General features: G+C 45.7%; 14 protein-coding genes and 1 other annotated feature. Of the genes, 13 read left to right on the forward strand and 1 reads right to left on the reverse strand.

What is annotated here, in order from left to right:
• Nucleotides 1-98: 98 nt before the first annotated feature.
• From mreB to rplL, 10 genes are all read left to right on the forward strand, one after another.
• Nucleotides 99-1,133, forward strand: coding sequence for a rod shape-determining protein MreB (gene mreB / locus I2H39_RS21085; protein WP_347563793.1), 1,035 nt, complete (start codon nt 99-101; stop codon nt 1,131-1,133).
• 174 nt (nt 1,134-1,307) lie between these two features.
• Complete coding sequence (locus I2H39_RS21090) at nt 1,308-3,599, forward strand: AAA family ATPase (RefSeq protein WP_195627448.1); 2,292 nt, start codon at nt 1,308-1,310, stop codon at nt 3,597-3,599.
• A gap of 110 nt (nt 3,600-3,709) precedes the next feature.
• A complete protein-coding gene (locus I2H39_RS21095) occupies nt 3,710-4,438 on the forward strand; it encodes a ComF family protein (protein WP_138306595.1) in 729 nt (242 codons plus the stop codon).
• Nucleotides 4,439-4,715: 277 nt separating this feature from the next.
• Complete coding sequence (rpmG, locus tag I2H39_RS21100) at nt 4,716-4,865, forward strand: 50S ribosomal protein L33 (protein ID WP_007038517.1); 150 nt, start codon at nt 4,716-4,718, stop codon at nt 4,863-4,865.
• Nucleotides 4,866-4,891: 26 nt separating this feature from the next.
• Nucleotides 4,892-5,152 (forward strand): preprotein translocase subunit SecE, encoded by a 261-nt coding sequence (secE, locus tag I2H39_RS21105; protein WP_138306576.1) that lies wholly within the window; start codon nt 4,892-4,894, stop codon nt 5,150-5,152.
• Between the two features lie 20 nt (nt 5,153-5,172).
• Nucleotides 5,173-5,691, forward strand: coding sequence for a transcription termination/antitermination protein NusG (gene nusG / locus I2H39_RS21110; protein WP_002566636.1), 519 nt, complete (start codon nt 5,173-5,175; stop codon nt 5,689-5,691).
• A gap of 97 nt (nt 5,692-5,788) precedes the next feature.
• Nucleotides 5,789-6,214: a 50S ribosomal protein L11 gene (rplK, locus tag I2H39_RS21115; protein WP_002587303.1), complete on the forward strand. Its 426-nt coding sequence runs from the start codon at nt 5,789-5,791 to the stop codon at nt 6,212-6,214.
• Between the two features lie 158 nt (nt 6,215-6,372).
• Complete coding sequence (rplA, locus tag I2H39_RS21120) at nt 6,373-7,068, forward strand: 50S ribosomal protein L1 (RefSeq protein WP_002566638.1); 696 nt, start codon at nt 6,373-6,375, stop codon at nt 7,066-7,068.
• A 112-nt stretch (nt 7,069-7,180) separates the two neighbouring features.
• Nucleotides 7,181-7,328, forward strand: a sequence feature (ribosomal protein L10 leader region).
• Nucleotides 7,329-7,417: 89 nt separating this feature from the next.
• On the forward strand, nt 7,418-7,918 hold the full coding sequence (gene rplJ / locus I2H39_RS21125) for a 50S ribosomal protein L10 (RefSeq protein ID WP_138306577.1): 501 nt from the start codon (nt 7,418-7,420) through the stop codon (nt 7,916-7,918).
• A gap of 98 nt (nt 7,919-8,016) precedes the next feature.
• Nucleotides 8,017-8,391, forward strand: a complete 375-nt coding sequence (gene rplL / locus I2H39_RS21130) for a 50S ribosomal protein L7/L12 (RefSeq protein ID WP_002587304.1) — start codon at nt 8,017-8,019, stop codon at nt 8,389-8,391.
• A 271-nt stretch (nt 8,392-8,662) separates the two neighbouring features.
• Here the strand turns inward: rplL and I2H39_RS21135 are convergent, their stop codons facing one another.
• Nucleotides 8,663-9,178 carry a hypothetical protein gene (locus tag I2H39_RS21135; protein ID WP_138306578.1) on the reverse strand — a complete coding sequence of 172 codons (516 nt, stop codon included), beginning with the start codon at nt 9,176-9,178 and terminating at the stop codon, nt 8,663-8,665.
• A gap of 375 nt (nt 9,179-9,553) precedes the next feature.
• On the opposite strand from I2H39_RS21135, the gene I2H39_RS21140 reads away from it, so the two are divergent.
• The 3 genes from I2H39_RS21140 to I2H39_RS21150 all read left to right on the forward strand — a co-directional run bounded on the left by I2H39_RS21140 (nt 9,554) and on the right by I2H39_RS21150 (nt 14,298).
• Entirely contained in the window at nt 9,554-10,894 is a 1,341-nt protein-coding gene (locus I2H39_RS21140) for a tagaturonate reductase (protein ID WP_195627449.1), read from the forward strand.
• A 462-nt stretch (nt 10,895-11,356) separates the two neighbouring features.
• Nucleotides 11,357-13,165: an argininosuccinate lyase gene (locus I2H39_RS21145; protein ID WP_138306580.1), complete on the forward strand. Its 1,809-nt coding sequence runs from the start codon at nt 11,357-11,359 to the stop codon at nt 13,163-13,165.
• Between the two features lie 107 nt (nt 13,166-13,272).
• On the forward strand, nt 13,273-14,298 hold the full coding sequence (locus I2H39_RS21150) for a choline-binding protein (protein ID WP_138306581.1): 1,026 nt from the start codon (nt 13,273-13,275) through the stop codon (nt 14,296-14,298).
• Nucleotides 14,299-14,502: the final 204 nt, after the last annotated feature.

Genomic DNA, 14,502 nt, shown 5'->3' on the forward strand with positions numbered 1-14,502 from the left:
ATGGGGGACAAGCATGGAAGCCATACGTGTGAAGGAAAGATTTACGTATACTTCCGGACCGGCTCAGTCAGCGAGGAGGAACTATCTATATGTTTTCAATGATGTCCAATGATATTGGAATTGACTTAGGAACTGCCAGCATCCTTGTATATATTAAGGGAAAAGGCGTTGTATTAAAAGAACCGTCCGTTGTGGCCATTGACCGCGATACCAACAAAATCATGGCCATCGGTGAGGAAGCCCGTCTTATGATTGGACGTACCCCGGGCAATATTGTTGCTGTCCGTCCTCTGCGTCAGGGTGTTATTTCAGATTATACCATTACAGAGAAGATGCTTAAATATTTTATCAGCAAGGCAGTGGGCAAGAAAACGCTGCGCAAGCCCAGAATCAGCGTATGTATCCCCAGCGGCGCTACGGAAGTTGAGAAAAAGGCAGTGGAGGATGCCACCTACCAGGCTGGCGCCAGGGAAGTGGCCATCATTGAGGAGCCGGTTGCGGCAGCCATCGGCGCCGGTATCGACATCGGCAAGGCCTGCGGCAACATGATTGTGGATATCGGAGGCGGTACGGCTGACATTGCAGTCATTTCCCTGGGAGGCCCTGTTGTCAGCACCTCCATCAAGATAGCAGGTGATGACTTTGACGAGGCCCTGGTGCGCTATATGAGGAAGAAACACAATCTTCTGATTGGCGAACGTACGGCTGAGGAGATAAAGATTAACATCGGAGCAGCATACCGCAGGCCGGAGGTCCTGACCATGGAGGTCAGGGGACGTAACCTGGTGACCGGTCTTCCGAAGACCATTGTGGTTACCTCGGACGAGACGCTGGAGGCGCTCAGAGAGCCGGCCCTGCAGATTGTGGATGCTGTTCATAATGTACTGGAGCGCACTCCTCCGGAGCTGGCAGCCGATATTTTCGACAGAGGTATTGTCATGACAGGAGGCGGTTCCCTGCTCAGCGGTCTGGACGCCCTGATTGAGGAAAAGACAGGCATTACAACCATGATTGCAGAGGACCCATTGACCGCGGTTGCCATTGGTACCGGCAAGTTCATTGAGTTTGCCCACGGCATGAGCATGGCCATGGAGGCATCCATGGGTGTAGGCGGCGGAAGAGAAGATTACTAAAAACAGGATTACTAAAAACAAGAGCGTGTTTGAACATTTATGTTTGCTGCCTGTACGCTGCACAGCTGCCGGGAAGCAATTAAAAAGCACGTCCCAGAACCCGGCACAGCGTGATGGACTGGAGCATTCCGGACACGCCCTGGCACCGGGTTCTTTTGAACTTTTGATAAAACGATGGCGACAATAACAGGATTTATAGAACGGATTAAGTTCCGCAACGAAGAAAACGGTTATACGGTAATGAGCGTCACGGACCAGAATGATGGGGAAGAAGTCATTATGGTAGGCAATCTGGCCTACGCCGCAGAGGGCGATATGATAGAGGCCAGCGGCCATATGACCCAGCACCCGGTATATGGGGAACAGCTCCAGATAGAAAGCTATGAGATGAAAACACCCCAGGACGAGCTGTCCATGGAACGCTACCTGGGCTCCGGCGCCATCAAAGGCATCGGGGCTGCTTTGGCTGCCAGAATCGTGCGTCATTTCAAGGCGGACACCTTTCGGGTCATGGAGGAGGAGCCGGAGCGCCTGTCCGAGGTAAAGGGCATCAGCGAGAAGATGGCCATGGCCATAGCTGAGCAGGTGGAGGATAAGAAGGACATGCGCCAGGCCATGATGTTCCTCCAGAACTACGGCATCACCATGAACCTGGCGGCCAAGATATACCAGGAGTACGGTCCCACCCTGTACGGAATCATCCGCGAGAACCCCTATCGTCTGGCGGACGACATTCCGGGAGTTGGCTTTAAGATGGCCGATGAAATTGCGGAGCGGGTAGGCATTTTCACGGATTCCGATTACCGCATCAAGGCCGGTATTCTGTACACCCTTCTCCAGGCCACTGCAGGGGGGCACACCTATCTGCCCCAGGCGGAACTGTTTGCACAGGCATCAGAGCTTTTAAAGGTGGAGCCCTCTGCCATGGAAAAGCATCTCATGGACATGCAGATAGACCGCAAGGTGGTGGTGAAGCCGTCTGACCAGGGAGCCCTGGTCTACTCCTCCCACTACTATTACCTGGAGCTCAATGCAGCCCGCATGCTCCATGACCTGAACATCAGGGGGGACATCCCCCAGGCGGAAATCAAGGCCAATCTCCTTAAAATCCAGCAGCAGGAATCCATCCACCTGGATGAACTCCAGGAAAAGGCGGTATATGAAGCGGTAAACAGCGGCCTGCTGGTCATCACCGGCGGCCCGGGTACCGGCAAGACGACCACCATCAATACCATTATCCGGTATTTTGAGATGGAGGGCATGGAAATCCTCCTGGCAGCGCCCACGGGCAGGGCAGCCAAACGGATGACAGAGGCAACTGGCTATGAGGCCAGGACCATCCACCGTATGCTGGAACTGGTGCCTGTGGGAATGCCCGGCAATGACGCGCCTGTCATTCCCGGCGCCACAAGGTCAGGCAAGGGCGCCCAGAGCATGGGAATGCATTTTGACAGAAATGAGGAAAATCCTCTGGATGCAGATGTCATTATCATAGATGAGATGTCCATGGTGGACATCAGCCTGATGCATTCCCTGCTGCGGGCAGTGAACGTGGGCACCCGTCTCATCCTGGTGGGGGATGTGGACCAGCTCCCCAGCGTTGGCCCCGGAAATGTGCTGCGGGATATCATTGAATCCGGCTGCTTCAATGTGGTGAAGCTGACCCACATCTTCCGCCAGGCCGCCCAGAGCGACATTGTGGTCAATGCCCATAAAATCAATGCAGGAGAACCGGTTGACCTGGCAAAGCGCAGCCAGGACTTTCTCTTCATCCGCAGGGACAATCCGGATGCAGTCATAAACGCGGCCATTACCCTGATTCAGAAAAAACTGCCGGACTATGTACATGCCAATGCCTTTGACATCCAGGTCATGACGCCCATGCGCAAAGGCGCCCTGGGCGTGGAGCGCCTGAACCAGATTATGCAGAATTACCTGAATCCGCCGGACAAGTCAAAGAAGGAAAAAGAAGCAGGCGGGACCATTTACCGGGTAGGCGACAAGGTTATGCAGATAAAGAATAACTACCAGATGGAATGGGAGGTCCGCAACAAATACGGTATTCCTGTGGACAAGGGAGCCGGCATCTTTAACGGCGATGTGGGAATCATCCGGGAAATCAATGATTTTGCGGAGATGCTTACCGTTGAGTTTGACGAAGGCAAGATGATTGAGTACAGCTTTAAGCAGCTGGAGGAACTGGAACTGGCCTATGCCATCACGATTCACAAGTCCCAGGGAAGCGAATACCCGGCAGTCATCATTCCCATGTACAACGGCCCCCGCATGCTTATGACCCGCAACCTCATATACACGGCCGTAACCCGTGCCCGGGCCTGCGTGTGCCTGGTGGGACAGCCGGATGCATTTTATACAATGGCCTCAAACTGCGTGGAGCAGAAGCGGTATTCCGGGCTTAGGAGCAGGATTGGGGAGATATACGCGCAGCCGGATTCGGCCGGCTGAGAAGGTACAGGAGTATTGGAAAGTGCAAGAGGATTTTGGAGGTGACGGAGATGCTGAAAAAGCTGTCTGAAGAAACAACGGCGGATGCGGGGACAAAGCATCCGGTTAATATGCTGACAAACATAATCCGCTATAGCTCTGAATTAATGACAGACATCCTGTTCCCCCGCCGCTGTCCGGTGTGCGGCGATATCGTCCTGCCCAAAGGAAGCCTCATATGTCCCGGCTGTATGGCAAAGCTGTCCTGGGTCCGCCGTCCTGTCTGTAAAAAATGCGGAAAGGAAGTGGCGGATGGGACCATAGAATACTGCTATGACTGTACCCGGCATAAGCGCACTTTTGACTATGGGCTGAGCCTGATTAATTACGATGACACGGCCAGCCGTTCCATGGCCCGGATTAAGTATAATAATAGAAGGGAATATCTGGATTTTTACAGTGAGGCAATGGTCAGGAAAATGGGAAAACGCATCCAATCCATGAACGGGGACGTCCTTGTCCCTGTGCCGGTCCACCCCTCCCGCCGCCGTGAACGGGGATTCAATCAGGCGGAAGAATTAGCTGTCCGGCTGTCCGGCCCTCTGGGAATACCGGTCAATACAGCCATCCTTAAAAGGGAACGAAAGACGGCTCCCCAGAAATCTTTGGATTCCAGCGGACGGTTAAAAAACCTGGAGCAGGCATTTTCGGCATCTGCCCTGCCGCCCGGTATAAAAAATATTATATTGGTGGACGATATCTACACCACAGGGAGTACCGTTGAGGCATGTACGCGGGTTCTCAGAAAAGCCGGCGCAGAAAACGTGTATTTTGTGACCATATTCATTGGCCATGGATAAAGAATATTTTTAAGTGAAAGCGGACCCGGGCGTCTGACCGGGTCCGGCTCCGGATAACAGCCCCGGATACAGACCTAACACCGCAGCAGACGGCCCGGACAACAGACCGCGGCACAGGTCCCGGCCCCCATAAATCCGCAAAAATCCCTTGACGTATCAATATTTCTATGGTATAGTAAACGGGCGAATGGAAGAGCTTAGGTCTTTTTTTTATGCTCAAAATTAAGTACCTGAGCGGCAAATGTGAACTACGATAATATAAGTGGAGGTGGAAGTCGTGCGCACAAAAATTACACTGGCATGTACAGAATGCAAACAACGCAACTACAACATGACTAAGGACAAGAAAACTCATCCGGACCGTATGGAAACAAAGAAGTACTGCAGATTCTGCAAGAAGCATACCATGCATAAGGAAACAAAGTAATCCTGCTCAGTAAAGGACGTGAAATTATGGAAGAGAATACAGTTAACGCTGTAGAAACCACAGAGAAAACGGCCAAGGCTGACAAGGTTGAGAAGAAGGCAGCTAAGAAGGACAAAAAGCCTAGCTTTTTTCATGGGCTGAAGAAAGAGTACAAGAAAATCGTCTTTGCTGACAAGGAAACCGTGGCAAAACAGACCGTGGCAGTGCTTTTCATGTCAATTGCCATTGGCGTGATAATTGCTGTCCTGGACTTCGTTATGAAGTTTGGTTTGAGCTTTATTCTTTAATTAAAGGCGAGGGTGATTGTATGTCAGAAGCACATTGGTATGTAGTCCATACCTACTCAGGATATGAGAACAAAGTCAAGGTCGACATTGAGAAAACAATTGAAAACAGGAACCTTCAGGACCAGATTTTGGAGGTGTCCGTCCCCATGCTCCCCGTAGTCGAGCTTAAGAACGGCGTGGAGAAAAAGGCGGACAAGAAGATGTTCCCGGGGTATGTGCTCATCAACATGGTCATGAACGATGATACATGGTATGTAGTGCGGAACACCCGCGGTGTCACGGGCTTTGTGGGTCCGGGCTCCAAACCGGTTCCTCTGACAGAAGAAGAGATGGCCAGCCTGGGATTCCATAGAGAAGAAGATGTCTTAGTCGACTTTGAAGTAGGAGATATGGTAGTTGTTATCTCCGGTGCATGGAAGGATACTGTAGGGGCCATCAAGGCCATCAACGACAGTAAGAAGACCATAACCATGCATGTTGAGATGTTCGGCCGTGAAACACCGGTTGAACTTGGATTTGCCGAAGTCAAGAAGATGTAGGCGTCCGTTTGTAACACAAGGAATCAGCTTCTGCAGGGCAGGGGCTGGTGGGAGGGACATTCCCGACAATACCACATAATTTTAGGAGGTGCCTAAGATGGCAAAGAAAGTAACAGGATATATTAAATTACAGATTCCAGCTGGCAAAGCAACACCAGCACCACCAGTTGGACCAGCACTTGGTCAGCACGGTGTCAATATCGTTCAGTTTACCAAGGAATTCAACGCAAGGACAGCAGACCAGGGCGATATGATTATCCCTGTTGTTATTACCGTATATGCGGACAGAAGCTTCAGCTTCATCACCAAGACCCCGCCAGCAGCCGTTCTGATTAAGAAGGCCTGCAACATTAAGAGCGGTTCCGGTGTTCCTAACAAGACAAAGGTAGCTGTGCTTAAGAAGGCTGACCTTCAGAAGATTGCAGAGACTAAGATGCCAGATTTAAATGCTGCCAGCTTAGAGGCTGCCATGAGCATGATTGCCGGCACTGCAAGAAGCATGGGCGTTACCATTGAGGAATAATTCCAAAGAATCATATCTGGGAATTATACCAAGGAATAATACAATTGGTGCATGAATCCGGAGACACCCGAGCAAGGTTTCCGGGTTGCTAAGGCATTTACCCGTTATATGAACGTGGGAGGGAGATTCCCCGTCAATACCACTAGGAGGTTATTAGAATGAAATCAGGTAAAAGATATGCAGAGGCTATGAAAAACGTAGACCGTGCTGCACTTTATGACATTGCTGATGCTATCACATTAGTGAAGAAAAATGCATCCGCAAAATTTGATGAGACTGTAGAGCTTCATATCAGAACAGGCTGTGACGGACGTCATGCTGACCAGCAGATTCGTGGCGCTGTTGTTCTTCCTCACGGAACAGGTAAGACTGTACGTATCTTAGTATTTGCAAAGGGACCAAAGGCCGACGAGGCTCAGGCGGCAGGTGCTGATTACGTAGGAGCAGAGGAACTGATTCCGAGGATTCAGAACGATGGCTGGCTGGATTTTGACGTTGTAGTAGCTACCCCTGACATGATGGGCGTTGTAGGCCGTCTGGGCCGTGTACTGGGACCCAAGGGCTTAATGCCAAACCCAAAGGCCGGAACCGTAACCATGGATGTTACCAAGGCTATCAACGATATCAAAGCTGGTAAGATTGAATACAGACTCGACAAGACAAACATTATTCACGTGCCAGTAGGAAAAGCTTCTTTCACAGAGGAGCAGTTAGCGGACAACTTCCAGACGCTTATTGATGCAATCATGAAGGCTAAGCCAAGCACCGTTAAGGGCGCATACCTTAAGAGCGTTGCCCTGACCTCTACCATGGGTCCCGGCGTTAAGCTGAACGTTGCAAAGCTTGTGAACTAATTGATTGCAATAATATAGTGCTATAAGCACAAATCCCCGTTCATTTGAAGGATAGAAGCCGGAAGGTTTAAACCTGAATGGGGCTTGACATCATTCATACAATATGATATGATACCACAGTATTGAATGCCCTGAGACAGCAGGTACCGTAAGGTGTAAGGCGAAAACGCCTGCCGAGGAACATACAAAACTCTGATTATTTATGATGAGATTTTGCGAACCTCTCTGTCTTTACGGCGGAGAGGTTTTTTTGTCCGGTCTTTGCAGCTTGTCTGCAGTTCTGGATTATGAATCGTTCCCGTGCTATGACGGTTTTCAATGCGAAAATATATAAGGAGGTAAACCATTCATGGCAAAAGTTGAATTAAAACAGCCAGTCGTAGATGAGATTAAGGCTATGCTGGAAGGCGCTGCCGGTGCAGTCATCGTTGACTACCGCGGTCTGACAGTGGAGCAGGATACTCAGCTGCGTAAGCAGTTAAGGGAAGCTGGGGTTGCTTACAAGGTATACAAGAATACCCTGATTAAGCGTGCAGCAGAAGGAACAGATTTTGCAGCACTTGCACCACAGCTGGAAGGACCTACCGCATTAGCAGTTTCTAAAGAAGATGCTACTGCTCCGGCACGCATCTTAGCAAACTTCGCTAAGACAGCTCCAAAGCTGGAACTGAAAGCATGTGTAGTTGAAGGAACCTACTATGACCAGGCAGGAACCCAGGTTATCGCAACCATTCCTTCCAGAGATGAACTTCTTGGCAAGCTGCTTGGAAGCATCCAGTCACCAATTACCAACCTGGCTCGTGTACTCAATCAGATTGCAGAGCAGCAGGGTGGAGCCGCAGAGGCATAATCTTGTTGACAGAAAAAGGCTTATCTGCCCGGCAGCCAATCGGTGCCGGACAATATTGAAAACAACTATTATTAAATATTAAACAGGAGGAACATAAAATGGCAAAGTTAACAACCGCTGAGTTTATCGAAGCTATCAAGGAATTATCTGTATTAGAACTGAACGAATTAGTAAAAGCATGTGAGGAAGAGTTTGGCGTATCCGCAGCAGCAGGTGTTGTAGTTGCAGCAGCAGGCGCTGGCGCAGCAGCAGCTGAGGAGAAGACTGAATTTGACGTAGAGCTGACCGAGGTTGGTCCTAACAAGGTTAAGGTTATCAAGGTTGTACGTGAAGTTACCGGCTTAGGCCTGAAGGAAGCTAAGGACGTAGTTGACGGAGCTCCTAAGGTAGTTAAGCAGGGCGCTTCCAAGGACGAGGCTGAGGATGTTAAGGCTAAATTAGAGGCTGAGGGCGCTAAGGTTACATTGAAGTAATTTTGGACCAGGGCTGATAGATTTATATAATCGGAGTTCATTGGAATTCAGTTGATAAAGCTGAGGATGACTTAGATGGAAAGACCGTTGCGCTGAGACGTGTGAGACATGTTGAGGCGGGCGGTTTTTTTGTGGTAAAGGCGGTGCGATGTATTACAAAAGGGCTATTCGCTGTTATAAGTGAATAGCCCTTCTTGGAATCCTCTAACCCCAAAACCCATGTTATATAAAAAGTAAATCCTAATAATACCAATACATAATTTACATAAGATTACTGAACATAAACCCCATCATCGTTAAGACGGTAACCATCAATACTGGTGGATTTCTTCATATCTCCATTTGTCCTGTCAAAATAATACCACTTACCGTCAATTTCTAACCAACCTTTTGCAGCAGCTCCGCTTTCGGTAAGATAATAGGAGCGATTATTATACTCAAACCAAGTATTGGCCAGCATTTTTCCATCCTGTCCAACATAATACCAGTTATTCGTAATCGGTATCCAGCTGTCAGTAACCATGGCTCCCTGCGCATTCACCCAATACCAGCTGTCATCATATTTTACCCATGACTGGATTGCCATTTCTCCATTATCCTTGAGCCAGAAAAGATTATTGTCCTCCTGTACCCACTGATTACGGATGGAATTGCCAGCCTCATCATAATAAAACCATTTACTTTGTACATTAAGCCATCCGGTATTTGCTAAACTGGTTACTGCAGATGCCATAGCTAATGTAGCGGCTGCCATAATTGTTGCAAGTGCTTTTGTGTGCTTTCTCATACGTACTTCTCCTTTTAATTCATAATTTTGTAAGAAAAAATATACTTTATATTTAATATAATAGTATGTTTTTGTAAGAAAGTCAATAATATTAGGAAGATATTTACAAAATAAATTACAAATGATTTCTTTGGGTGATGAAAATGTGCAATAAGAAACATTTGTATGGCTTAAAGGAATTGTATTCGTAGCAAATAAAAATAGAAGAATAAGCTGATTGAATACAAGAGAAGAAAAAATAAAATGTAAATACTTACAAAAAAGTGTGTAGTACTCTTGCAAAATTCTGGGCTATGTTGTATAGTAATCTAAGTAATAAAGTAAAGTTAATTGCACACAAAAATGTAAGCACTTACAAAACGTGGAGGTAAAGAGATGAGCAACGCAGTAAAAGAAACAGTTATACAATTTGGAGAAGGTGGATTTTTACGTGGATTCGTAGATTATTTTTTCCATAAGCTTCAGGAGAAAGGCTTATATGATGGCAAAATAGTCGTGGTACAACCTATCGAAAAAGGAATGTGTGATATGCTGGCAGACCAGAACTGTGAATACAATCTGTTCCTGCGGGGAATTGATAATGGGAAAGTAGTTAACGAGCATACTCATATAACTTCTATTTCCAGAGCATTAAATCCATATGTTGAGTATAATGAATATATTGCATTAGCAGAGAATCCGGATTTACGTGTTCTTGTGTCTAATACCACTGAGGCAGGAATCGAGTATCTGGGAGTGGAAAAGCTGACTGATATGCCTCCAAAATCATATCCAGCTAAACTCACCCAATTTTTGTATAGGAGGTACAAAGCTGGATTGAAGGGCCTTATACTTCTTCCGTGTGAACTGATTGATGACAATGGTGATAATTTGAAGAGGTGTGTTCTTCAGTATGCAGATTTGTGGAAACTTGAGGATGGTTTTATAAACTGGATTGAGAATGAGAATGACTTTTGCAGTACATTGGTAGATCGAATCGTGACAGGCTATCCTAGAGATGAGATTGAAGGACTGACGAAACAGATTGGATATGAAGATAAACTTATAGATACGGCAGAGATATTTCATCTGTGGGTTATCGGCGGCCACCATGAAGATGAACTTCCATTCCAGAAAGCGGGCTATAACATTGTCTGGACAGATGATGTACATCCATATAAAAAAAGGAAAGTGCGTATTCTGAACGGAGGCCATACCTCTATGGTATTGGGCGCATATCTGTATGGACTTGAGACTGTCGGTGAATGTATGAAGGATGAAATGGTATCTGCATTCTTGAGAAAGTGTATTTTTGAAGAAATAATTCCTACAATTGGTGATACAGAAGATAATCGTAAATTTGGAACAGCTGTGCTGGAGCGTTTTTCAAATCCATTTATTAAACATCAGCTGCTGAGTATAGCTCTGAATTCCGTAAGTAAGTTCCAGGTAAGAGTCCTTCCTACTATTTTAGAATATAAAGAAAAGTTTGGAAATTATCCAAGGGCCCTTACGTTTTCCATGGCAGCACTGATATCATTTTATCGTACAGATAAGGCGAATGACGGAGAAGAAATCATACGGTTTATGAAGCAGGCCTCTGTCAGTGAGATAATGAAGAGAGATGATTATTGGCATGCCAATCTTAGCGATATGATTCCTCTGGTGGAGGAGTCTTATGAGCTGATTCAGAGTAAAGGGATGGCTGAGGCATATAAAATTATTTTAGAGAAATAGTTTTAATTACTTTATGATTAAAGTTTAGCAGGTCAATTGGATGAATCAATTTTAAACGGGCATTATGCTTATAAGTAATTGAGAGCATTAATGCCCGTTGCCTGTTTAAACATTTTAGTATGATTAAATTATGACAGAATGTTCGAAATAGGCAGCGATACGAAGATGCATGTATAGATATAAATGCAATCCTTAGGGTACACAACACATCTGTAATAATTATGTAAGAAAATACACAGGTAAAAGTTATGGTATTTTTGCGGAATTTATAATATACTAAGTGCGTGTGATGGAGCTGGTTAACTTTAGAGGGAGTTGTCGATATTACATAATTTTAGTAGAATTTGCAAAAAATGCAAAAAAACTATTGATAATTTTCCTTATCCGAAGTATAATCAACTCGTAATGCAAAAAAGGAATTTCAAAAAGTATTTCAAAAAGAAAAAGGAGAGTGCATTAATTATGAGAAAGCAGACAAAGTTAGTTGCTGTATTATCAACAGCAGCACTGCTCGCTATTGGTGCATCCATGACTTCTTTCGCAGCTACAGGATGGGCTGAGGAAGACGGTACTTGGGTATATTACAACAGAGATGGCGAGAGAGCAACTGATCAGTGGAAAAAATCCGGTAATAACTGGTATTGGTTAGATAGCAATGGCGAGATGGCTATTGATCAGCTGATTGAGGATGGCGACAACTACTATTACGTAGACATCAACGGTGTTATGGCAGCAAACCAGTGGGTAGCCATTGACAACGAGGATGCAGGACAGGATGACGAGCCAGACCATTACTGGTACTATTTCCAGGCTAATGGTAAGGCTTTAAAGAATGGCGATAATGCCAAGGTAGCCCTGAAGACAATCAATGGCAAGAAGTATGCTTTTGATGACGAAGGCAAGATGCTTTTCGGATGGGTAGATGAGAACAGTGCAGAGCGTCTTGATAATACAGACGGCGATGCATTTAAGGAAGGCGATTACTACTTCGGCGGCGAAGACGATGGTGCAATGACTGTTGGCTGGCTGCAGATGGATATCACATATGATGATGCTGTTACAAACAGCACACTGGCATATGAAGTTGCTCCAGCATTCAACGATGATGAGGATCAGACACGTTGGTTCTACTTCAAGGCTAATGGTAAGAAAGTAAAGGCTGAAAGTGGCGATGTTCAGAAGAGCAAAACCATCAATGGTAAGAAGTATGAGTTCGATGAGAACGGCGCAATGACTGCAGAGTGGTCCTTAGACGTTAAGAGCGCATCCAACAGCCAGACTAACGGTGTTAATGACGACTTACTTGCAAGCCACAGTGAGGCAGGCAGTTCTGCATCTGTTAGTGTACCTGCTAAGTACTCACAGCAGTGGAGATACTTCCAGGATGTTGAGAATGGTGCCCGCGTAAGCAAGGGCTGGTTCAAGGTTGTTTCTGCTGAATACCTGAACTATGATAAGTACAATGATGACGAAGATGCTTGGTACTATGCAGATGGAAGTGGTAAGCTGTATGCTGGCGAATTCAAGACCATCAAGGGTAAAAAGTATGCGTTCCGTAATGACGGCCGTATGGTTGATGGCCTTAAGTTCATCAAGGATAATGGCGATGGCTTAGATGTTAAGGCAGATGATGATTCCGCTCATCCATTTGATACCGAGGATGACTTCAATACAAGCTCCATCTGGTACTCAAATAATGGTTACAGATGCTACTACTTTGGTGATGGCGATGATGGTTCTATGAGAACCAACAAGACCAGCATCACTATTGATGGCGATAAGTTCACATTCTTCTTCGAGAAGTCTGGCGCTCATAAGGGTGCTGGTAAGACCGGTGAGAAGGATGACAAGATGTATCAGTCTGGTAAGATGTTAGCTGCTGGTTCCGACGAGAAGTACCAGGTTGTCCAGGCTAGCCCAGCAACCGGTGCTGATGCAGCAAGCACTACCACATATAAGAAGTTAGATGATGTTCAGGCATTCCTTGCAGCTGTAGGAATGAGTGCATCTGATAGCAATACTTCTAAGACAGATGCGTTAAAGCAGTTTGGTGTAAATAAGAAGGCAGAAGATTTAGCAGAACTGTATATTATTGATTACACCAAGGGTAGCACAGCCGCTGCTAAGGATTTCAAGAACTTCTATCTGGTTAATACTTCAGGTAAGGTTATTGACAGCAAGTCCAAGAACAAAGACGGCAATGACTACTACTATGTAATTAACAAAGAAGGCGGACATGGCAAGATTGTTGCTATCTATGCTGAGAACTAATATTATTTAGTTAATACAGATAATTAAGGGGGAAGCGTTGTGGCTGATTAGGAAACTAAACTAGTCGCAACGCTTTCTTTTTATAATTTAATAGGAGGAACAACCGAATGATTAAAAGAAAACTAGCCATGATATGCCTTGCAGCGGCATTGTGCATCCAGAATACAACAGTGGCATTTGCCGACACAACGACAGGGATTGATACAACCACCATGGAAAGCTGTGGAGCCTATCTTTTCGAGTGGAGACCAGTGGATTGCGGTAATGGTCACTATTTTGCCATTTTGGTTGGAGGTAATTCTATTGCAGAGAGAAATGTTATTTTAAAGAGGGGATATGATTATGCATATACCTTTAATCCAATGGAGTATCATAGACCGTGGGGGGAAGTTCCCAACTTAGTCAATGTAGATGGATTATGGGCTATTCCTGAAAATCAGCCTTTGCTTCCGGAGGGTACACAGCCCACACTACAGATTGTTCTTTATACAAATAATGGAAAGTTGCCGACTAAAGAGCGATACATAGATGTGGTGAGCTTACCGGGCAATGTGTCTTCAGCAGATTTGCCTCCTGAGGTAAGAAAATATTTAATTAATATAGATGGATCTGACGCTGGTGCGTATACTGGTACGACTGTCTCAGGATGGGAAATAGGAGAAAATGGAAGATACCGTTATCGCAAACCAGATGGGACATTTGTCAGCAATGGCTGGTTAAATGTAGATGATGAGTTATACTATCTGGATGGAGAAGGATATATGTTGTCTGATACCATAACACCAGATGGATTCTACGTAAATGCTAGTGGTGCAAAACAAAAATATCTCCCTGGTTGGATGCAAAATGAACGCGGTTGGAAGTATGTCCTTAAAAATGGATATTATGCTGCTTCGACATGGGTAGAAGATCAGGATGGAAAGTGGTATTACTTTGATATCGGTGGCTATATGAGAACGGATTATGATACACCAGATGGTTTTCATGTGGGTGCAGATGGTGTCTGGGATGGAAATCCAACAACCCAAACCGTTGATACCATGAAGTTGGGGCCGGGTGCTCAGCCACAATCAGATGATACCACATCAGAAACCAGTACAGATAATACGGTATCTGATGAGTCAGTGAATTAAATATGATGGTATAAACTGCTCTGAGCCGGACTTTTATTAGTCCGGCTCATGGTATGAAACATAAGTGAATATGCGATAAATTAATTATTCGAGTGTATGAAAATTTTTCTGTAAATAGGTATTAGCCAAAGGTCTTCTATGATAAAATAAAAAATCATAGGAGGCCTTTTATTATGGCAAGAGAAAAGAAACCGGTACACCAGG

The sequence above is a fragment of the Clostridium sp. 1001283B150225_161107_B6 genome (assembly GCF_015556325.1).
Classification (GTDB): domain Bacteria; phylum Bacillota; class Clostridia; order Lachnospirales; family Lachnospiraceae; genus Enterocloster.

Coding starts and splice junctions, on each gene's coding strand:
- rplJ (WP_138306577.1), top strand. CDS start 7,418: ATGGCAAAAGTTGAATTAAAACAGCCAGTCGTAGATGAGATTAAGGCT.
- I2H39_RS21135 (WP_138306578.1), bottom strand. CDS start 9,178: ATGAGAAAGCACACAAAAGCACTTGCAACAATTATGGCAGCCGCTACA.
- rplK (WP_002587303.1), top strand. CDS start 5,789: ATGGCAAAGAAAGTAACAGGATATATTAAATTACAGATTCCAGCTGGC.
- secE (WP_138306576.1), top strand. CDS start 4,892: ATGGAAGAGAATACAGTTAACGCTGTAGAAACCACAGAGAAAACGGCC.
- I2H39_RS21145 (WP_138306580.1), top strand. CDS start 11,357: ATGAGAAAGCAGACAAAGTTAGTTGCTGTATTATCAACAGCAGCACTG.
- I2H39_RS21090 (WP_195627448.1), top strand. CDS start 1,308: ATGGCGACAATAACAGGATTTATAGAACGGATTAAGTTCCGCAACGAA.
- nusG (WP_002566636.1), top strand. CDS start 5,173: ATGTCAGAAGCACATTGGTATGTAGTCCATACCTACTCAGGATATGAG.
- I2H39_RS21140 (WP_195627449.1), top strand. CDS start 9,554: ATGAGCAACGCAGTAAAAGAAACAGTTATACAATTTGGAGAAGGTGGA.
- mreB (WP_347563793.1), top strand. CDS start 99: ATGATGTCCAATGATATTGGAATTGACTTAGGAACTGCCAGCATCCTT.
- rplL (WP_002587304.1), top strand. CDS start 8,017: ATGGCAAAGTTAACAACCGCTGAGTTTATCGAAGCTATCAAGGAATTA.
- rplA (WP_002566638.1), top strand. CDS start 6,373: ATGAAATCAGGTAAAAGATATGCAGAGGCTATGAAAAACGTAGACCGT.
- I2H39_RS21095 (WP_138306595.1), top strand. CDS start 3,710: ATGCTGACAAACATAATCCGCTATAGCTCTGAATTAATGACAGACATC.
- I2H39_RS21150 (WP_138306581.1), top strand. CDS start 13,273: ATGATTAAAAGAAAACTAGCCATGATATGCCTTGCAGCGGCATTGTGC.